This is a genomic window from Paraclostridium sp. AKS73, assembly GCF_025671395.1.
Taxonomy (GTDB): domain Bacteria; phylum Bacillota; class Clostridia; order Peptostreptococcales; family Peptostreptococcaceae; genus Paraclostridium; species Paraclostridium benzoelyticum.
Genome location: NZ_JAIXHU010000009.1, coordinates 68,287 through 86,590, shown reverse-complemented (window position 1 = coordinate 86,590; position 18,304 = coordinate 68,287). Strand labels below are relative to the sequence as shown.

The window sequence follows — 18,304 nt, the reverse complement described above, 5'->3', positions numbered from 1 at the left end:
TAAGTTTAAAAAATTTTAAATTAAAGGATTTTGCTGAATAAAAGTTTTAACTAATTATTAAATATAAATTAATAATAAAACATAAAAAATATTATTTGCATGAACAAAAAAAGTTTTTGTCTAAAAATAAATATTCAAAAAATAATGACATTTTAAAAAAATTATCCTATAATGTAAATTAATAAATAATATGGTAACAGAAACCAATAAGGGGGAGAGATATTATAGTAAAGCGTGTAAAAAATTTTAACAATAGACTTATTATGTTAAGGCATGAAGAGGAGATCAAGCAAATCAGGTTTTTATAAAAATACAAATTTAGGAATTAAGGACAAATTTAGGCACATATAATATAAAAACATATATATGCATTATCACAAAAGTACTTAAAAATTAACTTATTTGGGGAGGTAATTCAATGGTTTTTAAAAAGAAAATGGCCTTAATGAGTGCTACTGCAGCAATAACTGTAATGAGTATGGTTGGATGTAGTAACAGTGGTGGTTCCTCATCAGGAAGTGGAGAAGCAGGAGATCCATATGAAGTTCTTGCTAACAAAAATGCAAGAGCAGCGATATCTATGGCTATAGATAAAGAAACTCTATGTGAAACAATAATAAATAATGGATGTACAGCAGCTGATTATATAGTTGCTGAAAAATTAGCTTTTAATGAAGATGGTAAAGATTATAGAGAAGTAGCTGGAGAGATGGGCTATAAATACAATAAGGAAGAAGCTACTAAACTATGGGAAAAAGCTAAAGAAGAAGTTGGATTTGATACTGTAACTCTAGAATTATTATCATTCGAGTCAGAAAGTGCTAAAAAAGAAGTTGAATTTATGCAAGCAGAACTTCAAAATGCATTGCCAGGATTAAAAGTAGAGATAAAAGTACAGCCATTTAAACAAAAACTTGCATTAGAAGAAAAAGGAGAATTTCAACTTACACATTCAGGATGGTCACCAGATTACCCAGACCCATTAACATTCTTAGAGACTATGCAAAGTGGATTACAATATGCTAAAAATACAGGATATAGTAATCCAGAATACGATAAGCTTATAGAGGAAGGTAAAACAGCTGGAAGTCAAAAAGAAAGTTGGGAAAAATATGCAAAGGCTGAAAAACTTATGTTAGAAGATGGATTTTTATCTCCTCTTTACCAAAAAGGAGCATCTTATCTTCAAAAACCATATGTAAGTGGAAGACTTACTCCGTCATTTGGCGTTCAGGCAATATATAATTGGGTAGAATTAGGAGAAGGTAAAAAAGAACTTAACTTATCTCTTGCATCAGATATTCCTACATTGGATATAAGTAAAGCTACAGATACAGTTTCATCAGAAGTATTGATGAATACTATGGAAGGATTAGTTAAACAAGACAAAGACGGTAAGCTAATTCCAGGAACTGCGGAGAAATGGGAAAAATCAGAAGATGGTAAATCATGGACTTTCCATTTAAGAAAAGATGCTAAATGGTCAAATGGAGACCCAGTAACAGCTAAAGACTTTGAATATTCTTGGAAGAGAACTTTAGACCCAGCTACAGCATCAACTTATGGATTCATTATGTATGATATAGTAGGAGCTAAAGATTTTAATCTAGGAAAAACAGATAATGCAGATGGTGTAGGAATAAAAGCAGTAGATGATTATACATTAAAAGTAGATTTAGTAAGACCAGTTCACTACTTCGATAGTTTAATGTTCTTCAAATCATTCTTACCACAAAATGAAAAAGCTGTAAAAGAATTTGGAAGTGAATACGGAACTGCAGCAGATAAGATATACTATAATGGACCATTTACATTAAGTACTTGGAAAATAGAAGATGTATTTACAATGAGTAAAAATCCAGATTATTGGGATGCAAGCTCAGTTAAGATAGATAAAGTAAATACTAAGATAGTTAAAGATCCTAATGCAGCTCTTAATTTATATGAAACAGGATCTATAGATATAGTAGGATTAACTTCTGAAAATGTTGACAAATACAAAGATTCTCCAGAGTTTAAAACAAGAGAAGATGCAGGAACATATTTCTTACAAGTTAATGGAGGAAAAGCAAAGAAATAAAAAAATTGAATATAAAATAATTTAAATTAGAAGGATAAATATAAGATGGACTTTAAGCTAAAAAAGGCTTTTAAAGTTATAAAAACTTGTATTTATCCTTCTTTAATTATTTTAAGACTTACTTTAAATATCTTATTATTTGAATGTGATTTAGGGTATAATTTTATTATAAATTAAAGCCGAGGTGAAATAATGTTTGATATACAAGAACAGTTAAAAAAGCTTCCAGCAGAACCTGGGGTTTATTTAATGAAAAATGAAAATGATAAGATTATATATGTTGGAAAAGCTATATCTCTTAAAAATAGAGTAAGGCAATACTTCCAATCTTCTAAAAATCATACATCGAAAGTAAAATCAATGGTAAAGAACATTGCCAAATTTGAATATATAATAACTGATTCAGAATTAGAAGCGTTGATTTTAGAATGTAACTTAATAAAGCAATACAGACCTAAGTACAATGTGCTTCTCAGGGATGATAAGACATACCCATATATAAAAGTAACAGTAAATGAAGATTATCCAAGGATTTTAAAAGTAAGAAAGGTTTTAAAGGATAAGGCTAAATATTTTGGGCCATATACAAATATAACTGCTGTAAATGATACTCTTGAGATAATAAGAAATACTTATCCTATAAGAACATGTAATATAGATATAGAAAAAGCAATAGCAAATAAAGTTCGTCCATGTTTAAATAAACATATTAAAAAGTGTATAGGACCATGTACAGGTGAAGTAAGTAAAGAAGAATACAATAAAATGATAGAGGAAGTAATTTTATTTTTATCTGGTAAAGAAGAAAGATTAATAGAAATTTTAAAAGAAAAGATGAATAAATGTGCAATGGATTTTAACTTTGAAGATGCAGCAATTTATAGAGATAAAATTAGAAGTTTAGAAGATATGGTTCAAAAACAAAAAATAGACTCAGGAACTTCAGATTTAAATCAAGATATAATAGCTATGGCGAGAGCGCATGACGAAGCTTGTGTACAAGTGTTTTTTATAAGAAATGGAAAAATAGTAGGCAGAGAACACTTTATTTTAGAAGGTGTTATGGATAGTTCTCATAAATCTATTTTATCATCTTTTGTTAAACAGTTTTATATATCTCAAGATTATATACCTAAAGAAATTATAATAGAAGATGAGATAGAGGATAGTTTTGTTTTAGAAGAATGGTTAACAGATAAAAAAGGTCAAAAGGTAAATATAAAGGTTCCTCAGAAGGGGGACAAGAAGAACTTGATAGAAATGGTTAGAAAAAATGCTATTGAATATCTAGAAAAGTTCTCAAACCTAAATAAATTAAAGTATCAAAAGAGTATAGGTGCTCTTGAAGAACTTAAGAATATTTTGGGATTAAAAGATACACCAAAAAGAATAGAATCATTTGATATATCAAATATACAAGGTGTAGATTCTATTGGATCAATGGTTGTATTTACAGATGGTAAAAAGGATAAAAAAGAGTATAGAAGATATAAGATAAAAACAGTTGAAGGTCCAAATGATTATGACTCTATGGCAGAGATAGTGGAAAGAAGAATAAAGTATGAAAACTTTCCAGATTTAATACTGTTAGATGGGGGAAAAGGTCAAGTAAGCGCAGTCAAAAAGGTTTTAGACAGATATGGTGTCAATATTCCTCTATGGGGAATGTATAAAGACGATAAACATAGAACAAAAGGATTAATTTCCCAGGAAAAAGAAATAGAACTCGATAAAACATCTAATTTGTATAGATTTGTAGCAAGCATACAAGAAGAGGTTCACAACTATGCTATTTCATATCATAGAAGTTTAAGGAATAAATCTTTGACAAAATCAGTGTTAGATGATATACAAGGAATAGGAGAAAAAAGAAAAAAGCATTATTGAGTCACTTTAAAAGCATAGAAGAAATAAAAGTTGCTAGTTTCGAAGATTTATTAGAAGTAGAGGGAATGAATAAGTCTTCAGCAGAAAGTGTATTTAAATTTTTTAACAACAAATAACTTTTATAAAGGAGTAAATCACACAATGGAAATAGATAATGAGAGAAGTGAAAAGTCAGTTTCAATTAGGCAATTAATAAAAGATTTAGATTTAGAAGTAGTAAACTTACCTGATGATGTAGAATATTATGTTCACTATCAAGATATACACAGACCAGGACTACAGTTTGCAGGTTATTTTGAACACTTTACTTATGATAGAATCCAAATAGTAGGAAGAACAGAGTATACTTACTTTAGTCATATGGACAAGAATGTAAGAAGGTCAGTTCTAGATAAATTTTTTAGTTATGAAGTGCCAGCTTTAATAGTTTCTAGAGGTTTAACAGTAAAAGATGATGTTATAGAAATGGCTAAAAAACATAATAGAGTAGTTTTAGCAACAAAACGTAATACTACAAGATTAATAAATAAATTATCTAATTACCTAGACTCAAAATTATCTCCTACAACTACTATACATGGGGTTTTAGTGGATGTATTTGGCGTTGGAGTGTTAATAAGAGGGGAAAGTAGTGTTGGTAAATCAGAAACAGCTTTAGAACTAGTTCAAAGAGGACATAGATTAATAGCAGATGATGCAGTAGAAATAACTAAAGTTGATGAGAATATACTTATGGGACAAGCTCCAGAAGTATTAAGACACTTTATGGAAATAAGAGGCATAGGTATAATAGATGTAAGAAGCATGTATGGAATAGGTGCTGTCAAAGATTCTAAGGTTATAGATTTAGTTATACGATTAGAATCTTGGAATGATAAGACTTATTATGATAGATTAGGATTAGATAAAGAGTATGAGGAAATATTAGGAATAGATGTAGAAAAACTAATAGTTCCAGTAAAACCAGGAAGAAATACAGCTATGATTTTGGAAGTTGCAGCTATGAACTTTAGACAAAAGCGTATGGGATATGATGCAGCAAAAGAGTTTACAAAGAAGTTAGCGACTTTAATAGATAAAAATAAATAAGGTGTGACGATTTGTCACACCTTATTTTTATGTTTAATATAAGCAAATTTACTATTCAGTAGCTTTAACTAATTCTTCATCACATTCGAAAAATTTGCTTTTATCGAAGTAGTAAGTATGAAGATATTTATGAGCTAAATCGCCACATGGATTGCCTAAAAACTCATCATATAGTGTATTTACTGCAGGGTTTTTATGCGATTTACGGATTTCTTTATTAGAATCTATATTGTATAACCCTTCAGATCTTGATTTAACTATAGAATAATCTCCACGGTGATACGGTTGACCTGCTCCTGATATACATCCTCCAGGACAAGCCATTATTTCTATTATGTGATACTTAGAATTACCAGCTTTAACATCATCCATTATTTTCTTTGCATTTCCTAAACTACTAGCAGCGCAAACATTTATTATTGAGTCTCCAATAGTAATACTAGCTTCTTTTATTCCATCAAGACCTCTAACAGATTTAAAATCTAAACTTTCTAGTTCTTGGCCAGTAACCCATTCGTAAGATGTACGAAGAGCAGCTTCTAATACGCCTCCTGTAGTACCGAATATATCAGCTGCACCTGTAGATTCGCCCATTGGATTATCGAAATTTTCATCATCTAAATTTAAAAAATCTATTCCAGATTCTTTTATCATTTTAGCAAGTTCTCTAGTAGTGATAGATACGTCAACGTCTAAAATACCATCATTTCCTAGTTCAGTTCTAGAAACTTCATATTTTTTTGCGATACAAGGCATAACAGAAACTACAGTTATATCTTTAGGAGATATATTTATTTTAGAAGTAAAGTAGTTTTTAGCTATAGCTCCAAACATGTTTTGAGGAGACTTACAGCTAGAAGCTAAATTTAAACATTCGGGATAGTGGTGTTCTAAGTAGTTTATCCAAGCAGGGCAGCAACTTGTTAAAATTGGTAAATTTTTATTTTCATTTAATCTATTTATAAATTCAGAAGCCTCTTCAAGTATAGTTATATCAGCTGCAAAATTTGTATCAAATACATATTTAAAACCTAATAACTTAAGAGCAGAAACCATCTTTCCGGTAGTTATAGTACCTGGAGCAAGCCCAAATTCTTCACCTAAAGCAACTCTTACAGCTGGAGCAACTTGAACCACTGTTGTCTTTTTAGGGTTATTAATTTCATTCCAAACTAAATCTATATTATTAACTTCAGATAATGCTCCTGTAGGACAGACAGCAATGCATTGCCCGCAGAAAGAACAGTTAGTTTTAGCCATATCTTCGTTAAAGAATGTAGATACCATAGTTTCAAATCCACGATTAACTCCTGATAAAACTCCTACCTTTTGTATTTCACTACACATAGTTTCGCATCTTCTGCAAAGTATACATTTATCATGGTTTTTAACTATAGACTTACTAGAATTATCAATTCCTAAATTAGTTTTTTCACCTTGATAAGTTATATTTCTTATCCCTAAGTCATGAGCGATAGTTTGAAGTTCGCAATTTCCATTTTTATCACAAACCAAACAATCTTGAGGATGGTCTGACAATAAAAGTTCAACTACAGTTCTTCTTGCATTTAAAGCACGAGGAGTATTAGTTTGAACTTCCATACCTTCCTTAACATTAGTAGCACAAGCAGGTACTAAACCTCTTTTAGTATCAACCATACATACACGGCAAGAAGCGCATTTATTATGCATATTTATTTCATCCATATGAAGATGACATAATGTTGGAATTTTTATATTTAATTTTTTAGCTGCATCAAGTATTGTAGTTTCGTTCTCAACAGATATATTTTTACCATTTATAGTTAAATTAACTAGACTCATCGATTATCCCCCTTATCTCTTAATTATTGCATTAAATTTACAGTTGTCCATGCAAGCTCCACATTTCAAACATTTTGATACATCTATTTCATGCTTTTCTTTAACTGAACCAGATATACATCCAGCAGGGCAAACTTTAGAACATTTTGTACACCCTATACATGAATCAGTTATAACAAAGTTTAATAGTGCTTGGCATTTGCCAGAAGGACATTTTTTATCAATAACATGAGATTTATATTCATCATAGAAATAGTTAAGAGTACTTAGAACTGGGTTAGGAGCAGATTTTCCTAATCCACATAAAGATGTACTTACTATAGTTTTAGATAAATTTTCTAAATCTATTAAATCTTGTTCCGTACCTTTTCCATCTGTTATTTTTGTTAATATTTCAAGTAGTCTCTTATTACCTATACGACAAGGTGTACATTTACCGCAAGATTCTTCGACTGTGAATCCTAAGAAGAACTTGGCGATATCGACCATACAGTCAGTATCATCTAAAATAAGCATACCTCCTGAACCCATCATAGAACCTAGATTACTTAAATTATCAAAATCTATAGGAGTATCTAAGTAATCAGAAGGAATACAACCTCCAGATGGACCACCTGTAAGTACTGCTTTAAACTCTCGACCATCCGGTATACCACCGCCTATATTATATATTACATCTCTTAGAGTTGTACCCATTGGTATTTCAACAAGTCCTACATTATGTATCTTTCCTCCAAGAGCAAAAACTTTAGTTCCAGAAGATTTCTCAGTTCCTATATTTTTATACCAATTACCGCCATTGCTCAAAATAGGAGGTATATTGGCAAAAGTCTCAACGTTATTTGCACAAGTTGGAACATCCCAAAGACCTTTTTTAGTTGAGCTATAAGTTTTCATTCTAGGCTCTCCACGATTACCTTCTATTGATCTCATTAACGCTGTACCTTCACCACAGACGAATGCACCAGCTCCGTATTTAAGTTCTATATTAAAGTTAAAATCAGTTCCTAATATATTATCACCAAGAAGTCCTAAATTTTTAGCTTGAGATATAGCTAGTTGAAGTCTTTCTATAGCAAGCGGATATTCAGCTCTTATATAAATATAACCAGTATCTGAACCTACTGCATAACCACAAATAGCCATAGCCTCTAGAACTTTATGCGGGTCTCCTTCTAATATAGATCTATCCATAAATGCACCAGGATCACCTTCATCTGCATTACAAACAACATACTTTTGATCAGAGATAGATTTTCTAGTAGCTTCCCATTTTATTCCTGTTGGGAACCCTGCACCGCCTCTACCTCTAAGTCCTGAAACCTTTACTTCTTCTATAACTTGTTCAGGTGTTAACTCAGTTATACATTTACCAAGCGTTAAATAACCAGCGTTTGCTATATAATCTTCAACTTTTTCAGGATTTATGTATCCACAATTATGTAGAGCTATACGCATTTGTTGTTTATAAAAAGAAATATCCTCAGAAGCATGTACCTTTTTATTTTCTGAAGCTTCCAAATACAACAATCTATCTACTACATTTCCTTTTACTAAATGTTCTTGAACAATTTCTTTAGCATCATCGGCACTAACCTTTACATAGAAAACGTTATCAGGATGAACCTTAACAATTGGACCTTGAGCACAAAAACCAAAACAGCCTGTTAAAGATACACTAACAGTATCTTCTAAGCCTGCATTTTTTATTTCGGATTTCAAACTATCGATTATAGGCATACTATTTGCAGCTCTACAGCCTGTATCTCCACAAACTAGTAATTCCTTTTTACTATTTTCATGGATTGTATTATTTCTTAAAGATAAATTTGGTTTTAACTCATCGATTAGATCTCTTAACTCATTAAATGACTTTATTTTACTCATCTATTCCCTTCCCCCTTAATTAACAAGTAGCTTCTATTTGTTTATATTCAGCTATTATATCTTTTACTTGATCAACCTTAACTTGACCATAAACTTTTCCATTTACAACAACTACAGGAGCTAGGCCGCAAGCTCCAACACATCTAAGACCTTCAAGAGAGAACATAAGGTCAGATGTAGTTTCCCCAGATTTAATCCCCAATTGTTTTTCAAATTCAGCAAGTATTTTGTCTGCACCTTTTACAAAACAAACCGTACCTAGACAGACGCTTATTTTATATTCACCTTTTTGTTCAGTGGTAAAGTAAGAGTAAAAACTTACAACACCATAAACTTTAGCTGGAGATACATCCAATTTTTTTGCAATATGAAGCTGCACTTCTTTTGGTAAATAACCAAATAGACCTTGTGCATGGTGCAAAACTTGGATTAGAGCCCCTTTTTTAGTAGGTAAAGAATCTATAAATTCATCTAATTCTTCAAATACATCATTGTTACATTGAGAACATCTACACATACAGAACCTCCTTGATATTAAACTAAAACTTTATTTTATAATATATTAATATATTTGTCGTGATATACATATTATAGCGTATTTACTATAAAGTTTTTAGCAAATTTCTAAATTTTCAAAAATAAATAACAAATAAATAAAACACCCAAAATAATATATTTATTTTAGGTGTTTTTGTTTTATAAAACAGGAGATAGAAGTCTTGATATAGATTCTTTAAACTGAATAACTCTAGATCTGTTATCATACATTTCTTGAGTTACTTGTACACATTTTTCTATATCTTCTTCAAATATCTCTTTTTGTTTAATTGCAACATCAGAGCAATACATAAATGCATTGACTTCAAAATTAAGTTCAAAACTACGAATATCCATATTTGCAGTACCTATAGAACAAATTGAGTCATCTATAACCACTGTTTTTGAATGAAGAAAAGCATTTTTATCATAAGTATAAATTTTAGCTCCAAATTTTAAAAGTTCTCCAGCATAAGAATAGCTTGCCCAATATACAAATGGATGATCTGGTTTAGAAGGAATCATTATTCTTACATCTACACCAGATAAACATGCTATTTTTAGAGCATCAAGCAAAGAACTATTTAATATAAGATATGGAGATTGGATATATAAATATTTTTTAGCTTTTTGAATCATTTTTAAGTATCCATATTTAATTTCGTCTATTTCTGATAAATCAGGACCACTATTAACTATTTGTATTCCTACATTGCCGTTATACGGATTAATATCATCATTTAAATACTTAGTAAAACTAATATCTTCATGTGTAGTATATCTCCAGTCCATCATAAATCTAAGATTTAAATCATTTACTGCAGATCCTACTATTTTAGTATGAGTATCTCTCCAGTAACCAAACTTAGGATCTTTTCCTAAGTACTCATCCCCGACATTAAATCCACCAACAAATCCTACTTCGCCGTCGATTACAACTATTTTACGGTGATTTCTAAAGTTTAAGTTGAAGTTTATTATCTTTAAGAATGAAGGGAAGAAAGCTCCGATCTTACCTCCAGATTTTCTTAGTTTTTGAATTCCTTTTTCAGATAAAAGTCTACTCCCAACTGTATCATACAAAAGTCTAACCTCTACACCTTCAGAAAGTTTTTCAATAAGAATATCTAAAATTTCATTTCCTATTCCGTCGTCTTTAAAAATATAGAATTCAATATGAATATATTTTTTTGCTTTTTTTAACTGATCTTTTAGTTCATCAAAGAATTCGTAACCATCAGTATAGATTGAAACTTTATTATTTGTAGTATAGGGGGCACTATTTAAGGTAGCTAAAGAGTAAATCATATCTCTATGTTCCGCTATACTAGGTTCAAATCGCTCAGAGTATTGTAAGAAATCTGTAGATTCAATCATCCTACTTTTTAATTTTTTATCTTCCTCTTTTTTTAATTTGAACATGTTAACTTTATTCATTTTTCGACCAAACACTGTATATAAAACAAAACCTGCTGGAGGAACTATTGTTAAAATTAAAATCCAAGCAACTGAAGATTCTATACTTCTTCTTTCTCTAAATATCATATTAAGAATGACTAAAAAGTTAATCACATATAGAGCTATTACTAAAAATTCATATGAAAAAATTACGGATAAAATGATAATCCCCTCCTTGAAATGCATTTTACGCAATTGGATAATTATATTAATTATAACAAAAAGGCAAATATTTAACCATATAAAAACCCTCTTACATAAATAAGAGGGTCTGAAATATATAATATTAATTTTCGCTTTTACTCATGAATAAGAAGTAGTAAGATCCTGCGATTACCATACCACCTATTATGTTACCTATAGTAACAGGTAGGAAGTTATGTAATAAAACATTGCCAAAATTAAAGTTTGCAACATCAGCTAAAGTTTTATGAGCTGCTTCTAAATATGTTGGGTTTAATTTAACTATTAAACCAGCTAATAAATATCCCATGTTAGCAACAACGTGTTCTACCCCTATACATACGAATACGAATATTCCTAACCAACCCATCATTACTTTTCCTGAAACAGACTTAGCTGCATAAGAAGCCCAAACAGTAGCGCAAACTAATAAGTTACATACTACCCCTGAAGCTATAGCTGCAAAAAATTCTATATTTGATTTACCAACAGCAGTTTTTATAACAACTCCACCGTACAACCCATTGCTCCAATCAAATACACCAGACTTAGCAACTAAAGCAGCAGCAAAAGCAGCACCTATTAAGTTTCCGATCCAAACTAAAGACCAGTTTTTAATAGTTTGGCCCCAAGTTACTTTTTTCTTTAAAGCTGCTAATGTTATAAGAATATTACTTGTAAATAAGTCTCCACCTGCTATTAATATAAGTACTAGACCTGCAGGGAACATAAGTCCAGCGACCATTTTACCTAATCCGTAAGTAGCTGGGTTAGCTAGTAAGTTATATGATGCAGCAATAGAACCTAAAGCTCCTAAAGCTATATACATTCCAGCTAAAAATGCAGAAACTAAAACTTTTTTAGTTGGAGTAGTCGCTTTTTTTATTCCTGCATGTAAAGTGTATTCAGCAACTTCAGCAGGTGTAAGCATTTTTTTATCGCTCATTTAAAATTCCTCCTAATATAAAAAATATTATAAATAATTAAAAAATTTTATAAATACACAACTTTAACAATTATACAACAAAATAATTATTTGTATACAAAAAACGACATACAAGAAAATACAAAATTAGGAAATAAAAAATTATTTTATTTAATTAAAGTTAAAACATTGAGAAAGTTTAGTCAAAATATTGGTTCGGCTAGATTTTGATAAATTTAAAAATGAATTTTAAATTATAGTAATGTTTCTAATTATTTGTGAAATTAATTACAACAAGCTTCATATAATTAAATATATAAATTTTAGGGGGAATTTTTATGGATAAAAGTTTTTTGACTCCAATACAAATAGCGAATGCAACTGTAGAATCTGGGATAAAAAAATCAAAATTATCTACAAAAAAAAGTTTATTATTAGGAATTTTAGCAGGCTTATTTATTGGATTAGGGGCATTAGGTAATATTTTAATTAGTCAGACTATAAAAGATCCAGGATTAGCAAAATTTGCAGGAGCAAGTATATTTCCAATAGGACTTATGCTAGTTGTGGTTTGTGGAGCTGAGTTATTTACAGGAAATAACCTTATGTCAATGGCAGTTATGGATAAAAAAATAACAATAAAGGAAATGATTAGAAATTGGGTATTGGTATATATAGCAAATTTTATAGGAGCAATTATACTTGTAGCATTTATTTATTTTAGTGATACTTTAGTTAAAGATGCAGCTATAAAGTCTATGAATATAGCACAAAGTAAAGCAATATTAGGATTTACAAGTGCTTTCTTAAAAGGAGTAATGTGCAATATTATTGTTGTTTTAGCTGTATGGTTTGCAACCGCAGGAAAAGATATAGTTTCTAAAATTTTTGCGTGTTGGTTTCCTATTATGTTATTTGTTTTATGTGGATTTGAACATAGTATAGCTAATATGTTTTTTATTCCTATGGGAATGGTACTAGGAGCTGATGTATCGATTTTACAATTAATCTTTAATTTAATAGCAGTTACACTTGGGAATATAGTTGGAGGGGCTATTATAGTTCCATATATATATTATAATTGTTATTTAAAAGAAGATTGATTAAACTTTAATAGCAAATAAAAAACGTTGATAGTTATATCAACGTTTTTAGTCTCAATTCAAGGTTTTGTATATTGTTATTTTGTTTTTAATACATTATTATAGTATATGGATAATTTTAATGTAAAGAAGAAATTAAATGAATAAAGAACACCAATTAGGAGGAAATATAATGAATAAGGAATTTATATATAAACATTTATTAAATATATTAAACAAGGAAGACATACTTTTAGACGAGCCAATGAAAAATCATATATCGTTTAAAGTAGGAGGTCCGGCAGATTTTTTAGTAAAGCCAAGAAATGAAGAGCAACTAAAAGATTTAGTATCTTTATTAAAGAAGGAAAAAATATCATATTTAGTTATAGGTAATGGATCTAACCTTTTAGTTAGAGACGGAGGTATAAGAGGTGTAGTTATAAAAATAGCTGATAACTTCAATGAGTTTAGTATAGAAGGAAATACTGTTTATGCACAATCAGGAGCATTACTTTCTTTTATGGGAAAAGCTATATTAAATGAAAGTCTTACAGGATTTGAATTTGCAGCAGGTATACCGGGAACTTTAGGTGGAGCCATAGCTATGAATGCAGGCGCATATGGTGGAGAAATGAAAAATATAGTAAAAAGTGTTAAACTTATGGATTTTGAAGGAAATATTTTTGAATTAACTAATGAAGAAATGCAGTTTTCTTACAGAAAGAGTATAATAAGTAAAAAGGAATATATTGTATTATCTGCAATTATAGAGTTAAAAGAAGGTAACTTTGAAGAAATAAGAGAATCTATGAGAGAATTAACGAAAAGTAGAGTAACAAAACAACCTTTAAACTTACCAAGTGCAGGAAGTACATTCAAAAGACCAGAAGGATATTTTGCAGCAAAACTAATAGAAGATAGTGGATTAAAGGGATTAACTTTAAGAGGTGCTCAAGTTTCAGAAAAACACTCTGGATTCGTAGTTAACTTAGGAAATGCAACAGCTAAAGATATACTAGATTTAATATATGTAGTTAAAAATATAGTAAACTCTAAATTTGGTATTATGCTAGAAGAGGAAGTTAAAATACTAGGAGATGAATAATAATATGAAAATAATAGCTGATTATCATACTCACACTGTATACAGTCATGGAAAAGGAAGCATTGAAGATAATGTAAAAGTGGCTATTGAAAAAAATATCGATAAGATAGGTATATCAGATCATGGGTATAAGCATATTGCATATGGAGTTAAATATGATAATATAGCGAAAATGAGAGAAGAAATAGATAGACTTAATGAAAAGTATACTGAAATAGAAATACTTTTAGGAATGGAATGTAATATATTAGATGATAAAGGAAATATAGATGTAGATTATAAAATATCTAAAATGTTAGACTATACTATGGCTGGGTATCATTTTGGATCAATGCCTACATCTATAAAAAGTGCTCTTAACCATACATTTAATTATTTGAAAATTAAAGGGGCGTGTAAAGATTACAACACAAGAGCTGTAATAAATGCTATTGAAAACAATGATTTATTTATAGTTACTCATCCTGGAGATAAAGGGGATGTATATATTGATGAAGTAGCAAAGGCAGCAGCTAAACAAAACACTTTACTAGAAATAAATTCGCATCATGGAAACTTGAGTGTTGAACAAATAAAAAAGATTAAAAATACAGGTGTAGAGTTTGTTATAGGATCAGATGCACATACTCCAAATAACGTTGGTAATTTTGAAAAAGCTATAGAAATTGCAAAAGAAGCAAACTTAGATTTAAGCCTTATAAAAAATATTAAATTTTAAGAGGGGGAGATAGTATGAGATTTATAATAGTAACAGGATTATCTGGATCTGGGAAAAGTGAAGCTATGAAATCTTTAGAAGATATTGGGTTTTATTGCGTAGACAATTTACCTCCAACTCTTATAACTAAATTTGCAGAGTTATGTTATCAAGGAAATTCTAACATAGATAAAGTAGCTTTAGGGATAGATATAAGAGGAAGAGAGTTCTTTGAGACATTACATGAAAGTTTAAGTTACTTAGAAAAAGAAAATTATAAATATGAAGTTTTATTTTTAGATTGCGCAGATGATATTTTAGTAAAAAGATATAAAATGACTAGGAGAAACCATCCATTGGCTAAATCTACGCAAATAACAGAAGGAATAAAAGAAGAAAGAGAAATTCTTCAGACTTTAAGAGATAAGGCTGATAGTATTATAGATACTAGCAATATGAAGCCGAGAGATTTAAAAGATGAAATAAGCAAGTTATATATAGAAGGAGAAAAAACTCCTAAACTTACAATATCTGTAGTTTCATTTGGGTTTAAGCATGGAATACCTATAGATTCAGATTTAGTATTTGATGTTAGATTTTTACCCAATCCATATTATGTAGAAGATTTAAGACCTAAAACAGGAGAAGATCAAGTTGTAAGAGATTATGTAATGGATTCTGATGTAAGTATAGAATTTTTCGCTAAGTTAGAAGATATGGTAGATTTCTTAATACCTCACTATATTGAAGAAGGGAAGAGTCATTTAGTTATAGCTATTGGGTGTACAGGTGGAAGACATAGATCTGTAACAATTTCTAATTTGCTTTATGATGATTTGATCAAAAAGGGCTATAGAGTTGTAAAAAAACATAGAGATTACACTCTTAGATAAAATTTGGAGGGAATTATGACATCAGTAATAATTTTTATAGGATTAGTAGGGTGGATTTTTTCAATAAGTGTAGTTTTTCTATATCTTAAAGAAAAAAAAGAAAACTCTAACAAGACTATGAAAAATAATATAAAAGAAGAAAAACCTAGAGTAGTTGTAATAGGAGGAGGAACAGGTCAATCAGTTTTTTTAAGAGGACTAAAGCATTACACTCCTAATATAACGGCTGTAGTAACTGTTGCTGATGATGGTGGAGGATCAGGAGTATTAAGGGAAGATTTGGGTATGTTGCCTCCTGGGGATATAAGAAACTGTTTACTTTCATTAGCGAATATGGAGCCTACTATGGACGCTGTTATGAAATATAGATTTACGGAGGGGGCTTTAAAAGGTCAGAGCTTTGGAAATTTATTTTTAGCCGCTATGAATGGAGTTTACGGCAACTTTGAAACGGCTGTTTATAAAATGAGTGAAGTCTTTGCTATAACAGGCAGGGTTTTACCTGTAACGTTAGAGGATATAAACTTAATAGCAAATCTTGATAATGGAAATATTGTAAAAGGTGAATCTAATATACCCAATCAGGTTAGGTCTCAAAATACGAAAATTAAGAGTATAGAGCTAGAACCTAAAAATGCTAAACCACTAGATGAGGTTATTAAGTCTATAAAAAATACAGATATTATTGTTATAGGGCCAGGAAGCTTATATACAAGCATAATGCCTAATTTATTAGTAGATGGAGTTATTGATGCAATAAAAGAATCTAAAGCTCCTAAAGTGTATATATCAAATATAATGACTCAACCTGGAGAGACCGATAATTTTAATGTTGTAGACCATATAAATGCTATAAATAAACATTGTGGAAAAGATATAATTGATATAGTAATAACAAATAATGAAGTTTTACCAAAGCCTGTATTTGAAATTTACAATAAAGATGGCGCAAGCCAAGTATTATTAGATAAAAAACAAAAACAAACACTGGAAGATATGGGAATAAAAGTGGTAGAATGTAATTTAGTAGAAATAAAAAGTAACTATATAAGACACGATGCAGATTACATATCTAATGTAGTTGTTAATTTGGCACTAAGTCATATTTATGATAATGAGAAGTAAAAAAGGATTTTAAAAATTTATGTAGAAATCCTTATTATTATGTTATTTTAAGGAGTGAACACCAATGAGAGAAGAGGTTAGTGCCGGGGGCGTAGTATTGTTTGGTAATGCAGTGCTCTTACTTAGAAAATTTAATGGAGACTGGGTATTGCCTAAAGGAAAAGTTGAAATTGGAGAGAATAAGGAAGATGCAGCACTTAGAGAAGTTCTAGAAGAAACAGGTGTAAAGGCTGATATACTAAAGTATTTAGGTGAAATACACTATACTTTCAAGGAAAATTGGGATGAGAACAAAGCAGTTCATAAGACTGTGTATTGGTATTTAATGCAAGCAAGAAATATGGATACGATTCCTCAAAAAGAGGAAGGTTTCATCGATGCTAAGTTTGTTCACTTAGATAGAGTAGTAGATTTAGCTAGATATGACGATGAAAAAGAAATTATAAAAGTTGCTTTAGACGAGATTAAAAAAGATTAAAAAGAATTAACTATAGGTGATGAAAGATGTCTTTTTCAGCAGAAACAAAAAATGAACTAGCTAGAATTTTTTCGGATAATGAATGCTGTAATATAAGTGAGCTTTCTGCAATAGTCAGATTGGCAGGAAGTATACAAATCGCTGGATATAAAAAGTTAAACTTAAAAATAAGTACAGAGTTAAACTCAACTGCTAGGAAGATCTTTAAATTATTAAAATCTAATTTTGGAATTAACACAGAGATATCGGTGAATAAAAATCAAATGTTAAAACGGAATAGTAGTTATGTACTTATGGTTACTAGTGAAATGGGTGCGGAAAATTTATTAAGAAAATTAGGTATTTTATCTCAAGAAGATTATTTCTTTACGATGAATAAAGTTCCTGAAGGTCTTATTAAAGATAATGACTGTATTAGAGCTTTTATAAGAGGTGCTTTTTTAGGAGGAGGTTCTATTAGCGACCCAGAAAAAAATTACCACTTAGAATTTGTAACAAATAATGAAGAATTTGCAGAATCATTAAAGGATCTTATAAATTCCTTAGGATTTAATTCAAAAACTGTATCTAGGAAAAATAACTACGTAGTATATTTAAAGGAAAGTGAACAAATATCAGATTTATTAAACATAATAGGAGCTCACCAAGCTTTATTAAGTCTTGAAAGTACAAAGATAGTAAAAGAAATGAGAAACAACGTAAATAGAATTGTTAATTGTGAAACAGCTAATTTATCAAAAACTGTTAATGCAGCTGTAAGGCAAATAGAAAATATAAAATATATACAACAAAAAGTAGGATTAGATCACATTCCGCCAAATTTAAGAGAAATAGCAGTTTTAAGAATAGAGTATGAAGATTTAACATTAAAAGAACTTGGAGAAATGGCTAGTCCTCAATTAAGTAAATCAGCAGTTAACCATAGGTTAAGGAAAATAGAACAAATAGCAGATAATTTAAGATTGAAATTAGAATAAGAGGCATTATGCCTCTTTTTTTGATTAAGAGGTATATATTGTGGTAAAATTACTTTTATAATACATAGGAAATT

The 18,304-nt window shown here is 29.9% G+C and carries 14 protein-coding genes and 1 pseudogene; 10 read left to right on the top strand and 5 right to left on the bottom strand.

Annotated elements, in window-relative coordinates:
• Positions 1-418 precede the first annotated feature (418 nt).
• The 3 genes and pseudogenes from LEQ07_RS07615 to hprK all read left to right on the top strand — a co-directional run bounded on the left by LEQ07_RS07615 (position 419) and on the right by hprK (position 5,056).
• Positions 419-2,080 carry an ABC transporter substrate-binding protein gene (locus LEQ07_RS07615; RefSeq protein ID WP_263330132.1) on the top strand — a complete coding sequence of 554 codons (1,662 nt, stop codon included), beginning with the start codon at positions 419-421 and terminating at the stop codon, positions 2,078-2,080.
• A 192-nt stretch (positions 2,081-2,272) separates the two neighbouring features.
• A pseudogene (gene uvrC, locus LEQ07_RS07610) lies at positions 2,273-4,083 on the top strand (excinuclease ABC subunit UvrC).
• Between the two features lie 25 nt (positions 4,084-4,108).
• A complete protein-coding gene (gene hprK / locus LEQ07_RS07605; RefSeq protein WP_021430144.1) occupies positions 4,109-5,056 on the top strand; it encodes an HPr(Ser) kinase/phosphatase in 948 nt (315 codons plus the stop codon).
• A gap of 51 nt (positions 5,057-5,107) precedes the next feature.
• On the opposite strand, the gene LEQ07_RS07600 is transcribed toward hprK, so the two are convergent.
• The 5 genes from LEQ07_RS07600 to LEQ07_RS07580 all read right to left on the bottom strand — a co-directional run bounded on the left by LEQ07_RS07600 (position 5,108) and on the right by LEQ07_RS07580 (position 11,891).
• Positions 5,108-6,880: an NADH-dependent [FeFe] hydrogenase, group A6 gene (locus LEQ07_RS07600; protein ID WP_263330130.1), complete on the bottom strand. Its 1,773-nt coding sequence runs from the start codon at positions 6,878-6,880 to the stop codon at positions 5,108-5,110.
• 12 nt (positions 6,881-6,892) lie between these two features.
• A complete protein-coding gene (locus LEQ07_RS07595; protein WP_263330128.1) occupies positions 6,893-8,767 on the bottom strand; it encodes an NADH-quinone oxidoreductase subunit NuoF in 1,875 nt (624 codons plus the stop codon).
• Between the two features lie 19 nt (positions 8,768-8,786).
• Positions 8,787-9,284: an NADH-quinone oxidoreductase subunit NuoE family protein gene (locus LEQ07_RS07590; protein ID WP_021430327.1), complete on the bottom strand. Its 498-nt coding sequence runs from the start codon at positions 9,282-9,284 to the stop codon at positions 8,787-8,789.
• Between the two features lie 179 nt (positions 9,285-9,463).
• Complete coding sequence (gene cls / locus LEQ07_RS07585; protein ID WP_084822233.1) at positions 9,464-10,948, bottom strand: cardiolipin synthase; 1,485 nt, start codon at positions 10,946-10,948, stop codon at positions 9,464-9,466.
• A gap of 100 nt (positions 10,949-11,048) precedes the next feature.
• Positions 11,049-11,891, bottom strand: a complete 843-nt coding sequence (locus LEQ07_RS07580) for a formate/nitrite transporter family protein (protein ID WP_046824120.1) — start codon at positions 11,889-11,891, stop codon at positions 11,049-11,051.
• Positions 11,892-12,208: 317 nt separating this feature from the next.
• Between LEQ07_RS07580 and LEQ07_RS07575 the strand changes: the two genes are divergently transcribed.
• The 7 genes from LEQ07_RS07575 to whiA all read left to right on the top strand — a co-directional run bounded on the left by LEQ07_RS07575 (position 12,209) and on the right by whiA (position 18,230).
• The gene (locus LEQ07_RS07575) at positions 12,209-12,973 is read left to right on the top strand and encodes a formate/nitrite transporter family protein (protein WP_263330126.1); all 765 of its coding nucleotides are present in this window, start codon (positions 12,209-12,211) and stop codon (positions 12,971-12,973) included.
• Between the two features lie 172 nt (positions 12,974-13,145).
• Positions 13,146-14,060, top strand: a complete 915-nt coding sequence (gene murB, locus LEQ07_RS07570; RefSeq protein ID WP_263330124.1) for a UDP-N-acetylmuramate dehydrogenase — start codon at positions 13,146-13,148, stop codon at positions 14,058-14,060.
• A 4-nt stretch (positions 14,061-14,064) separates the two neighbouring features.
• The gene (locus LEQ07_RS07565; protein ID WP_046822833.1) at positions 14,065-14,778 is read left to right on the top strand and encodes a PHP domain-containing protein; all 714 of its coding nucleotides are present in this window, start codon (positions 14,065-14,067) and stop codon (positions 14,776-14,778) included.
• Positions 14,779-14,792: 14 nt separating this feature from the next.
• Positions 14,793-15,650 (top strand): RNase adapter RapZ, encoded by an 858-nt coding sequence (rapZ, locus tag LEQ07_RS07560; RefSeq protein ID WP_046822825.1) that lies wholly within the window; start codon positions 14,793-14,795, stop codon positions 15,648-15,650.
• 15 nt (positions 15,651-15,665) lie between these two features.
• On the top strand, positions 15,666-16,775 hold the full coding sequence (locus LEQ07_RS07555; protein WP_046822826.1) for a gluconeogenesis factor YvcK family protein: 1,110 nt from the start codon (positions 15,666-15,668) through the stop codon (positions 16,773-16,775).
• 64 nt (positions 16,776-16,839) lie between these two features.
• Positions 16,840-17,253, top strand: a complete 414-nt coding sequence (locus LEQ07_RS07550; protein ID WP_263330120.1) for an NUDIX hydrolase — start codon at positions 16,840-16,842, stop codon at positions 17,251-17,253.
• A gap of 26 nt (positions 17,254-17,279) precedes the next feature.
• Entirely contained in the window at positions 17,280-18,230 is a 951-nt protein-coding gene (gene whiA / locus LEQ07_RS07545; RefSeq protein ID WP_263330119.1) for a DNA-binding protein WhiA, read from the top strand.
• Positions 18,231-18,304: the final 74 nt, after the last annotated feature.